We start from the raw sequence: 18272 nt of genomic DNA, 5'->3' as shown, positions 1-18272 counted from the left end.
AGGTTAGGTTATACACGAAGATATGTTTTTTGGTCGGAAGTCAGAAGTCAGAGGTCCGAAAGTAAAAAACCATAGACTATTTATGCATCTAAACTCCGGACTCCCGACTAAGGACTTCGGACTAACTAAATAACCTCTTTTATCTTCTTATTGTTCCCAACAATCCAAATTACATCGCCATTATCGAACACAAAGTCGGATGAAGGATTCAATATTCTATCAGCACCACGTTCAATACCCACAATTAGTGCCTGTGCTTTCTCGCGGATCCCTGCATTTCTGATACTCATTCCATAAACAGGCGATTCGGTATGAACAACAACCTTTTGCAAGGTCATTTCTTTATTCGGAAAATTACTTTCTTCAGCTATTTCCGGAGCATCAACTTCTAAAAGTGCTTTAACAGCTGCCAGCTGATCATCAGCTCCGATCAACAACAGTTTATCGTTTGGATAAAGCCGCTCATCTCTGCCTGGTGTAGGGATATTGTTTCTTCCGCGTTCGATTAAGGCAATATTTACACCATATTTTTCCCTGATCATTAATTCGGTAAGCGTTTTTCCTACCACTTCCGATTCAGGTGAAACAGTGAGTTCTGTTAGGTGGGTATCCCAGGGCAAAATGTCAGGTTTTTGATTCTCACGGGCATTTAAATTTAACATGAAACGTCTTTCCAGTTTATCGTAAAAAGACTGCAGTTTCCTGGAGAAGATAACCATGCCTAAAATAATCAGGCCTAATGCGATTACAGCTGCAATCCAGGTGTCAAAGAATTCATACATTAAAAATCCTACAAAGAAAATCCCTAAGGCTATTCTGAAAAATTCAATGGCAATTAACGGACCACGGGTATATTTTTTATTCAGCCAGAGATGAGAATAGGCTGTTCGTTGAATCCTTCGGATAGATAATGCCCATAAAAATGGCGACATTAAAATGAACGAAACCACTACGCTGATAATAATTGAGGTTAAACTATTGGCAACATTGCTCACAATAAAAGGCTGAACGTATCGGTAAGCAAGAAATATGATAGCTATGATAATTACCGAGTGGATAATCGTATTAAAGATATAAGACCTTAATAAAACTTTCCAATCGCTTAAAGTGGTAATCCCTTCAGTACTGGAGCTGTATCTTTCTATACCATCAAGCCATTTTTTTGGTAAAACACGGTTTAAATACTGGTAAAAAGGTTCGGATAGTTTAATCAGATATGGTGTGGTAAAGGTTGTAATAGCTGCCGCTGCCACAGCGATTGGATAAAGGAAATCGCTGGTTACTTTAAGGGTTAAGCCTAATGAGGCAATTATGAATGAAAACTCACCAATTTGTGCTAAACTCATGCCTGATTGTACCGAAGTTTTTAGTGGCTGGCCAGACAATAACGCACCTAAAATGGTAAATATAATTTTCCCAAAGATAATAACCACGGTGGCCACTAAAATTGGAACCCAGTATTTAACTAGCATAGCCGGATCAATTAGCATACCAACCGAAACAAAGAAAACTGCGGCAAATAAGTCTTTTACCGATTTGGTTAAGTGTTCTATTCTTTCTGCCTGTGTAGTTTCGGCTAAGATGGAACCCATTATAAATGCACCTAAAGCAGGAGAGAAGCCAACCTTATCGGCCAGTAATACCATCACCAAACACAAACCTAAAGATACCACCAACATGGTTTCATCATTCATTAATTTTTTGGTTGCTTTAAGAAATGAAGGAATTAAGAAAATTCCGCCTAAGAACCAAAGGACTAAAAAGAAAGCCAGTTTCAAAATGGAATACAGCATTTCTGTACCTGCCGATTGCTGACTTACCGCTAAAGTAGAAAACAGTACCAGTAACAAGATGGCAACCAGATCTTCAACAATTAAAACCCCGAAAACCAGACCAGCAAACTTTTTATGCTTTAGGCCAAGTTCTTCGAAGGCTTTTATGGTAATCATGGTTGAGGATATGGATAAGATCCCACCCAAAAACAGGCTATCCATATCTTTCCAGCCCATTGCTTTACCAACTAAGTAACCTGCCAGAATGATAAAAAGGACTTTTACAATCGCAGTGATAGAGGCCGATCCGCCAACTTTAACAAGTTTTTTGAAGCTGAATTCTAAACCAAGGCTGAATAAAAGGAAAATTACACCAATTTCGCCCCAAATGTTAATACTCTTGGTATCGGTAACAGAGGGAAAGAAATCTAAATGAGAACCAACCAATAGGCCAGCCAATATATAGCCCAAAACGAGGGGCTGCTTAATTTTTTTAAATATAAGGGTGGTTATTCCTGCTGCTGCAAGGATTAATCCTAAATCGGCTATTAAATCGGGTAAATGCATCTATAAAAAATGGGTTTTGATGATTAAATAATTTATTTCCAGATATAATTAATACCTGGCATTTTATTGAAAATTCCACGTTAAAGTGGCTAAAAATGAAATTACTTACCAAAAAACATGTTTTGGGTAGAGCATCTTAAAAAGGCACCAATAATTATATTTTAATCTTCTAATTACAACTTTAGCGGTGATCGTTTTGTTCTTAAAAAAAAGAAATGTCAAAAAAGAAAGAAGTATAAAAGCGGCAAAAGATATTTTTACAATAGAAGAGTTGATGAAATCTTTTTGCAAATTTTCATTGTCCTGATTGAAACCGGAATTATGTTTGTTGATTTTTTTATCGGTTATAAAACTTATTTTTAAGTTTTTGGCTGGCGCATCGTTTCTTTTTCCCTGCGATGCGAAGGCCGCAAAATTAATGGAGATACATAGAAAGAAAATGATGTAAAAAAGCCTCATTGCCGCTAATATAACGAAAATGAGGCTTTTTTGAAAGGAAAATATGATTTAAACTTACTTGACAGCCTTTTCACTTGGGTTACTAAATTGATTTATACAATCACTCAAGTCTCGCTTTACCGTCATTTCGAGCGAAGTGCAACGAAGTCGAGAAATCTGTTTAGATAGATCTCTCCATTCCACTGCGTTTCAGTCGAGATGACGATCGCGCTAGATACGCTAAAAATAAATTTACCTGTTAAAATAATCGAGCGTAGCTTCTTTGTCTTTTTGTAACTGAACGGTCAGCGCTTCTAATCCCGTAAATTTTACATCATGACGCAAGAATTTTAAGAAATTCATCTTAATATCCTGTCCATAAATTTCCTGGTTAAAATCGAAAATATTTACCTCAATGTTTCTGGTCATCCCGTTAATAGTTGGTCGTTGCCCGATGTAGGCCATGCCTTTGTAAGTCCGGAGTCCGGAGTCCGTAGTCTGAAGTCTGTTTGTCGATTCTGAACCTTCTTCTTTAAATTCGGCACTCATTTCTACAGTAACTGCATAAATGCCATCGCCCGGAATCAGTTTATAAGTTTCTTCTACAAAGATATTAGCAGTTGGAAAACCGATTGTTCTGCCTATTTTATCGCCTTTAATTACCCTTCCAAAAATAGAAAAAGAGTAGCCGAGGTAATCATTAGCTAAACTTACATCTCCAACCAAAAGTGCCTGGCGGATTTTGGTTGAGCTTACCGCAACGTCATGAATATCCTGCTCCATAATTTCCTCCACAGTAAAGCCGTAGTGTAGGCCAGCAGCTTTCAAATCGGTTAGGTTGCCCGAACGGTCTTTACCAAAACGATGGTCGTAACCAATAATAATATGTCTGGTGCCTATATTGTTCACCAATGTATTTTTTATATAATCTTCAGGCAGCTGATTGGAGAAATCTCTGGTAAAAGGTGTGATGATTAAATGATCTACCCCCAAACCTTTTAAAATTTCTGCTTTTTCATTAATGGTATTAATCATTTTTAGATCCTGGTTTTCAGGATCAATAATCATTCTCGGGTGGGGAAAAAAAGTTAATATTACGCTTTCTCCTTTATCGGACTTTGCTTTTTCTACCAGCTGTTTAATGATTTTTTGGTGTCCGAAATGTACGCCATCAAAAGTGCCAATGGTTACAATGGCATTATCTAATTTTTTAAAATCCGAAAGGTTATGGTATATTTTCAATGGTAAAATCTATTTTATTGGTATGGGTTTGCATGAGGGATGGAAGCGGTATCCCCCGTTCCGATAACTATCGGAATTTCCCGGGGATTTAGCATACAGCCCGACCCTTTGCGTAGCTTAGGGGCATGCCCAAATTCCTGTTATTTATTAATGTAAAGCATGGCGTTTCACTACCCCGCCTTTTAAATCGGCAATTTGTTGTTGTATCACAAATGCATCCTGATCAATCTGGCGAATAGCAGTTTGTAATTTGCTCATTTCTAGTTTGGTAACCACGGTAAAAATAATATCGATATCTTTCTTTTCTCCATAGCCACCTTCGCCTTTATAGATGGTTACACCTCGTTTCATTTCGTTAATGATGAATCCTTTTATGGCTTCCTGATGTTCTGAAATAATGGTCACACCGGTGTATTGTTCTATGCCATTTACGATGAAATCGATAGTACTGGATGCCGATAAGTACGTGAGAATGGCATAAAGCGCAGTTTCGATGTTTAAGAAATAAGCTGCGAAAGCAAAAATAATGATATTTAAAATCAGGATGATATTTCCAACAGTTAAAATGCTGTTTTTACTGATGTAAAGTGCTAAAACTTCTGTGCCATCAATTACACAGCCGCCACGCATGGCCAATCCAATTCCTCCACCTAAAAACAAACCCCCAAAAAATGCAATAAGCAATTTATCGTGTGTAATGGGCTGAAAGGGTAAGATAATTAGTGCTAGTGAAAGCGCAGCAATGGCAATAGCTGTTTTGATGGCAAAACCTTTACCAATCTGCCTGTAACCTAAAATTACAAATGGGATATTGATGATGGCAATGAGGTATGATAAATTCCAGCCCGTTAAGGTGCTTAGCAAAAGGGAAATACCGGTAACACCGCCATCAATAAAATGGCTCGGCATTAAAAAGCTTTTTAGGCCAAAACACGCCGAAGTTACACCTGCAATGATTAAAAGAATTTCTTTTATAAATCTGGTGTGCCTGTTTTTGATTCGGTTCATGCTTCTGTTTCAGTTTTAGCTTCTTCTTTCTTACTGCGAATATAATTAACAAGTTCTAATACCTCAAATGCATCTTTTAGTGAAAAGTTTCCGCTTCGGGTACGGGTAAGTTTAGAAAGATAAGCGCCGTTATTTAAAGTTTTACCAAAATCGGATATTAAGGAGCGGATATAAGTGCCTTTGCTACACACAATCCTGAAATCGATTTCTGGTAGTTCGATCCGTGTAATTTCAAATTCCGGAACGCTTACAAAACGTTTACGTAATTCAACTTCTTCACCTAATCTTGCTTTTACGTATAAACGTTCGCCATTTACCTTCACTGCTGAATGTGCAGGTGGATATTGTTCAATATCGCCTGTAAATGGTTTGCAGGCAGCATAAATTTCTTCTTCGGAAATGTGGCTGATCTCGAAAGTTTGATCAACCTCGGTTTCCATATCGAATGATGGGGTGGTAGCGCCCAAAATCATGGTACCGGTATATTCTTTCTCTTCAGCCTGAAAAGTATCGATCTGTTTGGTTAGCTTGCCTGTGCAGATAATCAACAAACCTGTAGCAAGGGGATCTAAAGTGCCGGCATGACCAACCTTTAGTTTTAGTGGTTTTAAAGAATTACGGATTTTGCCCACCACATCAAATGAAGTCCATTTGTATGGTTTGTTAATTAAGAGCAATTCGCCTTCAGCAAAATTGAAGTCTTTGAATTTAGAATTTTCGGTACTCACAAATCTTTTTTGCGCAAAGATACGGATTAGTTTATATCAATATGATATCCTGATAAGAACAATGCCAAGATGATAATTCCCAAAGCAATACGGTACCAGCCAAAAACTTTAAATCCGTGTTTGGTTAAAAAGCCGATAAATGATTTTATAGCGATTATGGCAACAATAAAGGCGACAATATTGCCAACTAATAACAGCTTAATATTTTCTGTATTTAACAAATGATAACCTTTTAAAATCTTGTATCCTGTTGCTGCACACATTGTAGGCACGGCTAAAAAGAATGAGAATTCTGCGGCCGCACTTTTTGTCAATTTTTGACTCATTCCGCCCAAAATTGTCGCGGCACTTCTACTCAGGCCAGGGAAAGCAATAGCAAGTACCTGAAAAAAACCGATCTTTAGCGCAGTTGCGTTTGTGATTTCTTTTTCACTATCAATTGTAGCGTTTTTAAACCACTTATCAACCAATAGGAGTATTATACCTCCAATTAATAAAACTGCAGAGATAAATATAGGATTACCTAAAGTATTATCGATAAAATCATTCAATAGAAAACCAAAAACTAAAGCAGGTATAACAGCAATAATTAATTTCAGATAAAACTTCCAATCAGAAAAGTTGAAGAATTTTTTCCAGTAAATTACGACTACTGCCAAGATTGCACCTAATTGAATAGCAACTTCAAAAAGTTTCACAAAGTCATCTTTACCGATTCCCATTAGTGCAGATGTTATGGCCATGTGACCTGTGCTCGATACAGGTAAAAATTCAGTTAAACCTTCAATAATTGCCAGGATAATGGCTTCAAAATAGTTCATATATCATTGATTAATGGGTTAGTCCCATTGTAATTTTACTTTATAGTTTTTTAATTTTTTGTCTCTCGATATCAGGGTTAAATTTTCTGAAATTGCTTGTGACACAATAATCCGATCAAAAGGATCATTGTTAATAAATTCGAGGTTTAGTAATGTCGTAAGATGGGTTTCATTAATGGAGACAATCTCAATCTGGTTTCTTTCTGCAAATCTAAAAAGCTCTTCAAAACCAATTTTTAAATCGAGTTTTCCAATTTGTTTTTTGATGGCAATTTCCCAAAGAGAGGCAATGCTCAAGAAACAGGATTGATTTATGTCAGATAATTTTTTATTTATTGAAATTGGCAGTTGACTATCTCCTGCTACAAACCACAAGAAGGTATGAGTATCTAATAGATATGCCATTAAATATAATCAGCAAACATTTCTAACGGTTCATCAAAATCATCAGATAATTTGATTTTACCTTTTGCATACCCGAACTCACGTGATTTTAATTTCGGCTTGTTCTTGTGTTTTGTTTTTAAGAATTCAACAAAATCTGCAACTTCCTGCCTAAGGTTTAGGGGAAGCGAATTAATTTCGATCTGCAAATTTGTTGTTGTCATACTATAAAGTTAAAAAACACTTTACTGAATACAAAACATTTATTTTTTTAAGATGGCATAAATACCAAAAGCAAAACCTGCCAATACCACAATAGGTGCCAGTAAAGTTCTTCTGAAATCATAAATATCTCCAGTAGTACCCATCATTAATATAAAACCAACCGCTACAATTGCTATGCTGATTAACAATAATTGATAGTTTTGTTTGGTAAAAACCAATTCGCTTTTAACGTCCTTTACAACCGGACCTGTTTTTTTTTCTGCCATTATCTATAAAGATGATAAGATTTTAAACGTAAATATCTGCTTACCGCAAACCATGTACTAATGCCTGTTATAAAAATACCCACAATTAAGAGGCCTATAAATACGAAGCCAAATTCCTGATAGTTATTTAAAATAATAATTTCAGGTACCTCTTTGCGGGCATAAATTAAAGTTGCCAATAAAATTATAATGGCAATAAATGCGGCAATCAGGCCGTGCAAAGCAGCGTATAATAAGAAAGGACGTCGAATAAAATTTTTCGTTGCACCAACCAGTTGCATACTTTTAATTAAAAAGCGCTGTGAGTAGATTGCTAATCTTATCGTATTGTTAATCAAGGCGATAGAAATGATGAGTAATAATGCTGCAAAAGCTAAAATAATCAAACCGATAGTATTGATATTTTTATTTACCATATCTATTAAAGAACTTTGATAAACCACTTCTTTAACTACAGGATTTTTAGAAATACTTGTTTTTAAGGCATCTATGCTTTTATTATTCGCATACTCTGCCTTTAAATACACATCGAAGGTAGAAGTTAGTGGGTTGTACCCTAAAAAGTTAACAAAATCCTCACCTAAATCCTGGGTTAAGTTTCTTGCTGCAAGTTCTTTATTTACATATTGGGTTTGCTTTACCGCCGGATTCGCATTTAGCTCTTTTTGGAAAGCCAAAACATCTGCTTCTTTTGCACCTTCATCAACAATAATGTTTAAAACGATGTTTTCTTTTACATAGTTAGATAGGTTTTTGGCATGCACAAGTACCAAACCAAGTAGCCCCAGCATTAATAAAACCAAGGCAATACTGATTATAGTGGAAATATAAACGGTTTTGGTTTTCTTAGATGCATCACTCACTTCGAATTCTTCCATGTATTTCATTTTTGTTTCTGCGAAAATATAAATTATACCTGATAAACACCAATTAATGATGGCTAAATGAATAATAACGTATGCGATTAGCTTTTAGTTTGAAGATTAAATTCCTCAGTAAATCTGATTCTTTTTCGAATGGCGGTACGAAATTTGCTAAAACGGCGTTAATTATGGATATCTTAAAACTAAATTTAACTATGAAAAGACAAATTACAATTCTAAGCTTGTTAATGCTGCTCACCTCAACAATTATTTCATGCAAAAAGGATACTACTTCTTTAAAAGCTCAAATGATGGGCCGTTGGACGTTAAATAAGATTGTGACCACAGGTTATACTGACGAAAAACTTAACGGAGAGGTTAATTATGGCAAAACTACTGATTATATTGATTATAAATCAAATAATGATGACCAAGTGGAGATAAGTTTATCTGGAAACAGGACAATTGGTGAATATGTGATTATTTATTCGGATCAGTTTAGTATGAGTATTAATGATGGACTTAATTATTGTAAAATAAACAGTATTACTGCAAACAAATTAGAGTTTACTGCTAAAATTGATAAAACAAACGTGACTAAAGTATATTCTTTATCAAGATAAGATCTTAATCCCCCGATTATTTGCTGCGCCATTGGTTTTATATCAGTGGCGCATTTTTTTTGTGGAGATGTATTATAGTAGTAGTGGCGGTATTACCAACTGACACTGAGTCGTATGTAACAAAAGTCATTTTTATAGCAAGTCAGATGGTAACATCTGACTGTACAGGTGAACAGCGACAGAAAATTACCAGTAAATCATTTTCGATGGAATAAATTCGCATATAATGATCTCTGTGTCCAATTCAATGAAAACAATAGTATATTTTTTCTTGTAAGATATGCATTTAAAACCCATCAAAATTCTTTGTGGTTCCCTGCAATTTCTGTAACTTTTTCTGTTGTCCCCTAGTTTTTCAATGAAATCATAAATGCCGTCAGCAAATTTTTCTGCAGTGGCAGGAAGACCTTCGGATTCTAAATACCAGGCAACTTCTGCAATACTTTCTGCAACAGATTCCTTAATTGTTATTTTTCTGTTGCCCATTTCCTGATTAACTTTTTACTATGAGCACGCGCTTCATTAATAGAAAATGTTTTTTCAGGATGATGTTTTAAAGCTGCATTTTTTTGTAATTCTTGATAACTTTCTTCTGGGATGAGTACGTATTTCTTATTTTCAATGGTAAGATGTGTCATAACAGTCATTTTTTGATATACGAAGATACTAAATAATAAATTATGCATTTACTTTCTTTTACAGTCGGATGGTAACATCTGATTACACAAAAGGTGCCTAGGTTTTACCCTTAACTTCTTCTTATTCTGCATTTCTGTTGGCAAAATAATATCATGAATCTCCTTTTTTAAGCCCCTTAATTTCCGTATTTTCGCCCCTTTAAAAATTTAAAACTTGCAATGGATTACCAATTCAAAGAAATAGAACAAAAGTGGCAGAAATTCTGGGCAGATCATCAAACATTTAAAGCCGAAAGCAATTCTGATAAACCAAAATACTATGTATTAGATATGTTTCCTTATCCATCGGGAGCAGGTTTACACGTTGGTCACCCGCTGGGTTACATTGCATCAGATATTTTTTCTAGATATAAACGCCTTAAAGGCTTCAATGTATTGCACCCAATGGGATACGATTCTTTCGGATTACCTGCAGAGCAATATGCCATACAAACCGGACAGCATCCGGCCATTACTACTGAAGCAAACATTGCAACTTACCGCCGTCAGTTAGATCAGATTGGTTTTTCTTTCGATTGGAGTAGAGAGGTCCGCACTAGTGAGCCATCTTATTACAAATGGACACAGTGGATTTTTATGCAGTTGTTCAATTCCTGGTACAATATCGAAAACGATAGGGCAGAAGATATTACCACTTTGATCGAAAAATTCAATGCATCTGGCACAGCTGATGTTAAAGCAGTTTGTGATGAAGATACAAAAGAATTTTTGCCGAGCGATTGGGCAACCTTTACCGATGAAGAGAAACAAGTTGAATTGTTAAAATACCGTTTAACTTATCTTCGTGAGAGTACTGTAAACTGGTGCCCGGCTTTAGGAACTGTTTTAGCGAATGATGAAGTTAAAGATGGTTTTTCTGAGCGTGGTGGTTTTCCGGTTGAGCAAAAGAAAATGATGCAGTGGAGTATGCGGATTACAGCCTACTCAGACCGGCTTTTGCAAGGTTTAGATACGATTGACTGGCCTGAACCGATTAAAGAAATGCAACGCAACTGGATCGGTAAAAGTGTTGGGGCATCCGTTAAATTTCAGGTAGAAGGAAATGACAAACAGATTGAAGTGTTTACTACCCGTGTAGATACGATTTTTGGTGTTTCTTACCTTGTTTTGGCGCCGGAGCATGAGTGGGTAGCCGAATTGACTACTCCTGAACAAAAAGAAGACATTGCAAATTATATCGCTTTAACCAAAAAGAAATCAGAATTAGACCGCATGGCGGATACTAAAACGGTATCCGGTGCTTTTACAGGGACGTATGTTATCAATCCGGTAAGTGGCGAGCGCGTTCAGCTTTGGATTGCTGATTATGTACTAGCTGGTTATGGAACAGGTGCAGTGATGGGTGTTCCAAGTGGCGATCAGCGCGATTGGTTATTTGCTAAACACTTTAATTTACCGATTATTCAGATTCTGGACGGACAAAAAGATATTGATGTACAGGCAGATCCGACTAAAGAAGGAAAATACATTAACTCTGGTTTTATTAACGGGTTGACTTATAAAGAAGCTGTAGCGTTCTTGAATAACTGGTTAGAGGTCGAAAAAGTTGGAAAAGCCAAAGTGAATTTCCGTCAACGCGATGCGATTTTCGGTCGCCAGCGTTATTGGGGTGAGCCAATTCCGGTTTACTTTAAAGATGGATTGCCTTATTTGGTAAAGGAAGAAGAATTACCATTGTTGCTTCCTGAAATTGATAAATATTTGCCTACCGAAACAGGAGAACCGCCTTTGGCCAGAGCTGAGGGTTGGATGCCTAAAGATGGCGGCCATTACGAGTTAAGCACCATGCCAGGCTGGGCAGGAAGCAGCTGGTACTGGTACCGTTATATGGATGCCAATAACGACAACGATTTTGCTTCAAAAGAAGCTATTGAGTATTGGAAAGATGTAGATTTATACATCGGGGGTTCTGAACATGCAACGGGGCACTTATTATATAGTCGTTTCTGGAATAAATTTTTGAAAGATTTGGGTTATACCAAAGAAGAAGAGCCTTTCAAAAAACTGATTAACCAGGGGATGATTCAGGGCAGGTCTTCGTTTATTTACAGACTTCAGTTAAAAAAATATAAAGTCGGTAAAACTAATCCAATTAATGATGAAATGAATTCTCTGGGAAAAAAGATTGAGGACGATTCATTAAATAACAACCAGTCATTATTAGAAATGCCTTCTCCTGTTGTTCTTGTATCTAGGAATATTTATCTAAGAGGAATTAAAGGTACTTTGACTTCAGATGAAAGAAAATCTCATGAAGATTTGTTTACTTCACTAATCAAAGAAAGTTATCAGATTGATGATTTAAATGTCGAATTTGAAATTGATTATGAAAAGACACAAAAACTACATGTTCCCATTGATTATGTTGTGTTTGATAATTTAGATGCAAACATTGCTCATTTAGAAATTGAACCTGCCAAAAAATGGATAGAGAAATTTCAAAATGCAAAATCTTCATGGGTGTTTGAAAGTGATGGAAGTTACATCTGCGGTGTTGAAGTAGAGAAAATGTCGAAATCAAAATTCAACGTGGTTAACCCAGATGATTTGATTGAACGTTATGGTGCTGATACTTTGCGGATGTACGAAATGTTCTTAGGTCCGTTGGAGCAGAGTAAGCCCTGGAATACGAATGGCATTGAAGGCGTATTTAAGTTCTTGCGTAAATTCTGGCGTCTGTTCCACAACGAAGACTGGACTTTCCATGTAAACGATAATGTGCCTACCAAAGCAGAGCTGAAATCGCTGCATAAAATCATTAAAAAGGTACAGGATGATATCGAGCGTTTCTCATTCAATACTTCTGTATCAAGCTTTATGATTGCGGTAAATGAATTAACGGATCTGAAATGTAAAAACCGTCAGATTTTGGAAGATATGGTGATTATCCTTTCGCCTTATGCGCCACATATCTGCGAAGAACTTTGGGTACAACTGGGTAACGAAGCTGGAACTTTATCCTATACTGCTTTCCCAACATTTAAGCCTGAGTACCTGGTAGAAGATGAGTTTGCTTACCCGGTTTCCATTAATGGTAAAATGAAAATGAACCTGAATTTGAGCTTAACTTTAGCTCAGCCAGAGGTAGAAAGCATTTTATTAGCTGATGAGCAATTCCTGAAATTCTTAGATGGAAAACCAACCAAAAAGATCATTTTCGTTAAAGGGAAGATTATTAATGTAGTTGTTTAAGGAGGTAGAAGGCGGAAGGTAATAAGGTGGAGGGTTTTCCTTGCGCTTGCCTAAGCTAGAAATATAAAAACCCGATTTGCGTTTTGCAAATCGGGTTTTTTGTTTTTTTTGACAGGTTCAAATAGAAGGGTCGTCATCTCGACTGAAATGGAGAGATCTACTTCGCAGATTTCTCGGCTGCGCTCGAAATGACGATCGCGTGGATATTACTTTGTAAATAATATGCTTAGTCAGCTATATAATCGTTAGGGATTTTGTTGTTAAAGGTAAATTAAACCCTCAACCTCAAAAGCCTATCTTTCTCCTCTTTTTCTATTCCCACCAAACCTCCTGTTGTTGCTGGCATTACGTGGTTTGCCACTCATATTGCCATCGCCACTTTTTTTAGCGCCACCGCCACCACCTTTAGATTGGGCTTGTGGTTTGCGTTTAACCTGGTTTTTGGCCAACATACTTTCCCAACTTAATGGGTAAGGGTGATCATCAACAACGGGTAAAGTAATTTTAATCAGTTTCTGAATATCCAATAAGTATTCGTTTTCTTCCGCATCGCAGAAAGAAATCGCAATACCGTTTGCACCGGCACGGCCGGTACGGCCAATTCTGTGAACATAAGATTCAGGAATGTTTGGTAATTCGAAATTGATCACATGTGATAGCTGATCGATATCAATCCCGCGGGCAGCGATGTCTGTAGCAACTAAAACACGGATTTTTCTATCTTTAAAATCAGTTAATGCTCTTTGACGGGCATTTTGCGATTTATTGCCATGGATAGCAGCAGATTTAATCCCTGCATGGGCTAAATCCTTAACAATACGGTCTGCACCATGTTTGGTACGGGTAAAAACCAGGGCTGTCTGAATATTTTTATCTTCAAGAAGATGGATCAATAACTTTTTCTTATCTGGTTTATCAACAAAATAAACGGATTGAACAATCGTTTCTGCAGTTGAAGAAATTGGAGTAACCTCTACTTTTGTGGGACTAGATAAAATGGTATTCGCCAACTTCTGGATTTCATCTGGCATGGTTGCCGAGAAAAATAAAGTCTGACGTTTAGCTGGTAATTTAGCTACTACTTTTTTCACGTCGTGAATAAAGCCCATATCCAGCATACGATCGGCCTCATCCAGTACGAAAAGTTCAATGGTATTTAAGCTAATGAAACCCTGGTTCATTAAGTCTAATAAACGACCAGGTGTTGCCACTAAAATATCAACGCCTTTTCTTAATGCTTCTACCTGCGAGTGTTGGTTCACTCCGCCAAAAATTACCAGATGGCGTAAGTTTAAATGACGGCCATAAGCTTTAAAGCTTTCTTCAATCTGAATGGCAAGCTCGCGTGTAGGTGTTAAAATTAAAGCCTTTATGTTTTTTGTTGCTTTGGTATTGACGTGTTTTTCGTGCAGTAACTGCAACATCGGGATGGCAAAGGCAGCGGTTTTTCCGGTACCTGTTTGTGCACAGCCTAGTAAATCTTTGCCTTTTAAGATGGTTGGAATAGATTGCTCCTGTATTGGTGTTGGTTGTGTATAACCTTCGGTCTCAAGGGCCTTTAAAATGGGCTCAATGAGGTTTAATTCTTTGAATAACATGTATTTTTCTGTGTAATATTTATCGAAGAAGCTAGAACAATCATTTGTTGAAGGACTAACTTGCGGAGAGAATATGCCATTCAGAATGGCAAGCCCTTATTCCTGCTTCAGCGGCAAAGATACAAAAAATGTATAAAGAATGTGTTTTTGATAATGTAAATCTCAATCATCACCGCATCACGCATGTTTACTTATATGACAATCTGCTTAATTGGTATTTTATAAATATATAATTTGTAGTATAATTATTTTTTATACGTATATTTATTTTTGTTAAAGTGTACATATTACACTAATTTATTTTTGTTTTAAAAATACCAGTATGTAGACTATAAATAAAAACAACTAATAAAACTTATCTAACCAAACTACTTATGAGAAAAAAACTACTCCCTAACGGAAGAAATCCATTCTTCCTGCATTCCTTCGTTTTTTTAACGATGGTAAATCCTGTAAAGCAAATTACTTAAATACGCCATCGTAGCAGAGCTAACAAACTGATGTTGTCTGTTTATTAGCTATCAGAAGTATGAGTACGCATTATTAACCTAATCATTATAAACTTATGAAACAAAATCTATTTTGTATCAAGAGGAGTTTTCTTCTCTTGTGTTTGGGGATGCTGTTTGCCCTTGGTGCAATGGCCCAATCAAAAATTACTGGTAAAGTTATTGCCAGTGATGACAAATTACCTGTTATTGGTGCCACAGTTAAAATTAAAGATGCCGCCGGAGGCACCACCACCGATGGCAACGGAAACTTCTCTTTAAGTGTAAAGCCTACAGATATTTTGGTGATTTCTTTTGTTGGCTATGGTAATAAAGAAGTGGTAGTGGGTAAACAGACCAATATCACGATTATTTTACAAGCCGAGAATAACAATTTAACAGATGTGATTGTAACCGGTTATTCTTCTCAACGGAAAAAGGATTTAACCGGTGCCGTTGCTGTGGTTAATATGGAACTATTAAAAGCGCAACCTGCTGCAAGTGCGGTAGAGGCCTTACAAGGGAAAGCCACAGGGGTGCAGATTATAAACGACGGTGCGCCGGGTTCAACACCGCAGATCAGAATCAGGGGAATCAGTACAATCAATAATAACGAACCACTTTATGTTATTGATGGCGTTCCTTTTGAAGGTAAATTATCATGGCTTAACCAGAATGATATCGAAAGCCTGCAGGTATTGAAAGACGCCTCTTCAGCTTCCATTTATGGCTCAAGGGCAAATAATGGCGTAGTAATTATCACCACTAAAAAGGGGATAGCAGGTGCACCCAAAATTACGCTCGATTCTTATTATGGCACACAGGTTCCCAGAAAAAATAGTTTTCCTGAAATGATGAATCCCCAGCAATATGCTCAGTATATATTTGATGGTTATGCCAATGCAGGACTTCCAGTTGCAGCAGGGAAAAATTATGGTTCTGGTTCTACCCCTGTATTACCAGAATATTTGGTGGCCGGTTTAAGCCTTGGTCAGGATGTTACTGCTGCTGATGCGGATCCATCTAAATACAACTATAGCCGTGATCCTGACCTTTTTTATCAGATTACAAAAGCAAATAAAGCAGGCACCAATTGGTTTGATGAAATTACTGAAACCGCGCCTGTTCAAAATTATCAGCTTAGTGCTACCGGAGGTGGAGAAAATGCAACTTATACTTTCTCCGGCGGTTATCTTGATCAGAAAGGAACCATTAAATACACCGGATTTAAAAGGTTTAATTTTAGATCGAACACCAATATTTCGGCGTTTAATAAAAGGGTTCGTTTTGGTGAGAATGCGCAATACAGCTATTCAGAAGGCTTTGGTTTGGGTGTAAACCCGAATGTTTCTGGCGATTACCAGGATCAGGGAAGTGCACTGGGCTGGGCCTACCGGATTCCTACCATTATTCCGGTTTACGATATTGCGGGGAATTTTGCCGGTAGTCGCGGAAGCCAGCTGGGAAATGCAGAAAACCCTGTTGCCTTTCTTTACCGTGCAAAAGACAATAAAAATAAGAGTAATTTCTTTTTCGGAAATGTTTATGCAGAGGGTGATATCATTCCTGGATTGGTATTAAAAACCAATTTCGGTTTGCGTTATGAAAACTTTAATGGTTTATCTATGCGTTATCCAAATCTGGAATTTTCTGAAGGCAACAATTCAAATAACCTGAACGAGTACCAGGGATACAATACTGAATGGACCTGGACCAACACTTTAAATTACAGCAAGGTATTTAATGAAAAGCACAGGTTAAATGTGTTGGTGGGTACTGAGGCCATCAGATCGCGATCAAGACAGTTGAATGCCGGAAGAAATGGCTACTTTATTTTAGGCAGTCAGGATTATTATTACCTCAATACAGGTTCATCTAACATCAGTAATTCGAGTTATGGATCAATAGGCTCCCTTTTCTCGTTGTTTGCCAAAGCAGATTATTCTTATCATGATCGTTATCTGGCCAGTGTTACGGTTCGCCGTGACGGTTCTTCAAACTTCGGTCCTGCAAACAAGTATGGTTATTATCCGGCAGCAAGTGCAGCATGGAGGTTATCGGAAGAAGAATTTATGAAAAGTGTTAAATGGATCAGCGATTTAAAATTGCGGGTTGGATATGGCCAAACCGGTAACCAGCGGATTCCTCCATATCAATACATCAACAGGTACCAGAGCTCAATTGTTAACTCGGCTTATGCTGTTGGCGGTGGCAATGGCCTTACTACTGGTGTGTGGCAAAATGCTTACCAAAATGCTGATGTAAAATGGGAGTCGTTAAAAGCTTTAAATATTGGTCTTGATTTTACGCTACTAGGTGGTGCTATTGACGGATCATTAGATTGGTACAACAAAAAAACATCTGATATGCTTTATAATCTGCCATTACCTTCGAGTGTAGTTGGTTTAGGTAGTTCGCCCTATGTGAATATCGGCGATATGAGTAATAAAGGGGTCGAATTTAATGTTGCTTATCACTACGGAAGAAGCGCAGATAGCCCTTTTAAATTTGACATTGGTTTAAACCTCTCCAAAAATGACAATAAAATTGTAAGGTTAGCGCCTGGTATTTTTAACCAGATATATGGCAATTACAGAAGCTTACAAACCAGTGTATTGCAGGAAGGCGAATCGTTCGGCTCTTTCTTTGGATACAAAACGGCCGGGATTTATCAAAGTGCTGCAGATATTCAGAATAATCCATCATATGCAGGCGCAAGGATTGGCGGTTTGCGTTACCAGGATATTAATGGCGATGGCATAATCGATCCTAAAGACAGGACCATTATTGGTAATCCGAATCCAGATTTTACCTATGGTGTAAACTTAAATGCATCTTATAAAAATTTCGATATTTCAGCTTTTTTATACGGTGTTCAAGGCAACGACTTATTTGAGGCTACCCGTTATTTCACAGATTTTCCATCTTTTGCAGGCGCTAAAAGTACAAGATTGTTAAATGCCTGGAGCCCTAGTAATCCGTCAAGCCTTACTCCATCTGCTTACGTGGGTGCATCAGATGTTGAACTGGCTTCTTCAAGTTATTACGTTCAGGATGGCAGCTTTTTAAGGTTGAAGAATATACAGATCGGTTATTCCATTCCAACAGCTAAAGCATTCGGACCAAAATCGGGCATTTCCAGAGTAAGGGTTTATGTCAGTGCTACTAACCTTTTCACTATTACCAATTATACAGGTCTGGATCCAGAGGTTAGTCAAACCAGAGATGCTGCTTCTTCAGTAGGAAGCTCAGGTCCGCCTGCTGATACGTTCTCGGCACTTGGGGTTGATAAGGGCGTTTATCCTTCGCCACGTCAGTTTTTAATCGGTATTAATGTTGGATTTTAATTAAAAGATATC

Annotated in this window: 15 protein-coding genes; 3 read left to right on the top strand and 12 right to left on the bottom strand. The window is 37.2% G+C overall.

Annotation, left to right across the window (positions count from 1 at the left end):
• Nucleotides 1-125: 125 nt before the first annotated feature.
• From KYH19_RS15595 to KYH19_RS15555, 9 genes are all read right to left on the bottom strand, one after another.
• On the bottom strand, nucleotides 126-2339 hold the full coding sequence (locus KYH19_RS15595) for a cation:proton antiporter (RefSeq protein ID WP_219075787.1): 2214 nt from the start codon (nucleotides 2337-2339) through the stop codon (nucleotides 126-128).
• A gap of 690 nt (nucleotides 2340-3029) precedes the next feature.
• Nucleotides 3030-4019 carry a bifunctional riboflavin kinase/FAD synthetase gene (locus tag KYH19_RS15590; protein ID WP_219075786.1) on the bottom strand — a complete coding sequence of 330 codons (990 nt, stop codon included), beginning with the start codon at nucleotides 4017-4019 and terminating at the stop codon, nucleotides 3030-3032.
• Between the two features lie 147 nt (nucleotides 4020-4166).
• Nucleotides 4167-5027 carry a YitT family protein gene (locus KYH19_RS15585; protein ID WP_132398729.1) on the bottom strand — a complete coding sequence of 287 codons (861 nt, stop codon included), beginning with the start codon at nucleotides 5025-5027 and terminating at the stop codon, nucleotides 4167-4169.
• Complete coding sequence (gene truB, locus KYH19_RS15580; protein ID WP_219075785.1) at nucleotides 5024-5755, bottom strand: tRNA pseudouridine(55) synthase TruB; 732 nt, start codon at nucleotides 5753-5755, stop codon at nucleotides 5024-5026. Before truB ends, KYH19_RS15585 begins: the two co-directional genes overlap by 4 nt.
• Nucleotides 5756-5781: 26 nt before the next feature.
• Nucleotides 5782-6576: an undecaprenyl-diphosphate phosphatase gene (locus KYH19_RS15575; RefSeq protein ID WP_121283755.1), complete on the bottom strand. Its 795-nt coding sequence runs from the start codon at nucleotides 6574-6576 to the stop codon at nucleotides 5782-5784.
• 18 nt (nucleotides 6577-6594) lie between these two features.
• On the bottom strand, nucleotides 6595-6981 hold the full coding sequence (locus tag KYH19_RS15570) for a type II toxin-antitoxin system VapC family toxin (protein WP_121283754.1): 387 nt from the start codon (nucleotides 6979-6981) through the stop codon (nucleotides 6595-6597).
• Nucleotides 6981-7184 (bottom strand): DUF2281 domain-containing protein, encoded by a 204-nt coding sequence (locus tag KYH19_RS15565; protein ID WP_029275802.1) that lies wholly within the window; start codon nucleotides 7182-7184, stop codon nucleotides 6981-6983. The genes KYH19_RS15570 and KYH19_RS15565 overlap by 1 nt, the downstream gene beginning before the upstream one ends.
• A gap of 39 nt (nucleotides 7185-7223) precedes the next feature.
• The gene (locus tag KYH19_RS15560) at nucleotides 7224-7451 is read right to left on the bottom strand and encodes a DUF3098 domain-containing protein (RefSeq protein ID WP_121283753.1); all 228 of its coding nucleotides are present in this window, start codon (nucleotides 7449-7451) and stop codon (nucleotides 7224-7226) included.
• Complete coding sequence (locus tag KYH19_RS15555) at nucleotides 7451-8329, bottom strand: ABC transporter permease (protein WP_090499014.1); 879 nt, start codon at nucleotides 8327-8329, stop codon at nucleotides 7451-7453. Before KYH19_RS15555 ends, KYH19_RS15560 begins: the two co-directional genes overlap by 1 nt.
• A gap of 200 nt (nucleotides 8330-8529) precedes the next feature.
• Between KYH19_RS15555 and KYH19_RS15550 the strand changes: the two genes are divergently transcribed.
• The gene (locus tag KYH19_RS15550; RefSeq protein WP_132398737.1) at nucleotides 8530-8937 is read left to right on the top strand and encodes a hypothetical protein; all 408 of its coding nucleotides are present in this window, start codon (nucleotides 8530-8532) and stop codon (nucleotides 8935-8937) included.
• A gap of 186 nt (nucleotides 8938-9123) precedes the next feature.
• On the opposite strand, the gene KYH19_RS15545 is transcribed toward KYH19_RS15550, so the two are convergent.
• Nucleotides 9124-9423, bottom strand: a complete 300-nt coding sequence (locus KYH19_RS15545; RefSeq protein ID WP_132398739.1) for a type II toxin-antitoxin system RelE/ParE family toxin — start codon at nucleotides 9421-9423, stop codon at nucleotides 9124-9126.
• A complete protein-coding gene (locus KYH19_RS15540) occupies nucleotides 9405-9575 on the bottom strand; it encodes a hypothetical protein (protein WP_165902650.1) in 171 nt (56 codons plus the stop codon). Before KYH19_RS15540 ends, KYH19_RS15545 begins: the two co-directional genes overlap by 19 nt.
• Nucleotides 9576-9794: 219 nt before the next feature.
• On the opposite strand from KYH19_RS15540, the gene KYH19_RS15535 reads away from it, so the two are divergent.
• Entirely contained in the window at nucleotides 9795-12827 is a 3033-nt protein-coding gene (locus tag KYH19_RS15535) for a leucine--tRNA ligase (protein WP_219075784.1), read from the top strand.
• A gap of 293 nt (nucleotides 12828-13120) precedes the next feature.
• On the opposite strand, the gene KYH19_RS15530 is transcribed toward KYH19_RS15535, so the two are convergent.
• The gene (locus KYH19_RS15530; protein WP_219075783.1) at nucleotides 13121-14425 is read right to left on the bottom strand and encodes a DEAD/DEAH box helicase; all 1305 of its coding nucleotides are present in this window, start codon (nucleotides 14423-14425) and stop codon (nucleotides 13121-13123) included.
• Between the two features lie 565 nt (nucleotides 14426-14990).
• Here KYH19_RS15530 and KYH19_RS15525 point away from each other — a divergent pair.
• Nucleotides 14991-18260, top strand: coding sequence for a TonB-dependent receptor (locus KYH19_RS15525; protein ID WP_219075782.1), 3270 nt, complete (start codon nucleotides 14991-14993; stop codon nucleotides 18258-18260).
• The last annotated feature ends 12 nt before the right edge of the window (nucleotides 18261-18272 follow it).

The sequence above is a fragment of the Pedobacter sp. D749 genome (assembly GCF_019317285.1).
Classification (GTDB): domain Bacteria; phylum Bacteroidota; class Bacteroidia; order Sphingobacteriales; family Sphingobacteriaceae; genus Pedobacter.
The sequence above is the reverse complement of the archived record's forward strand: the minus strand, read 5'-3'. Positions and strand labels throughout refer to the sequence as shown.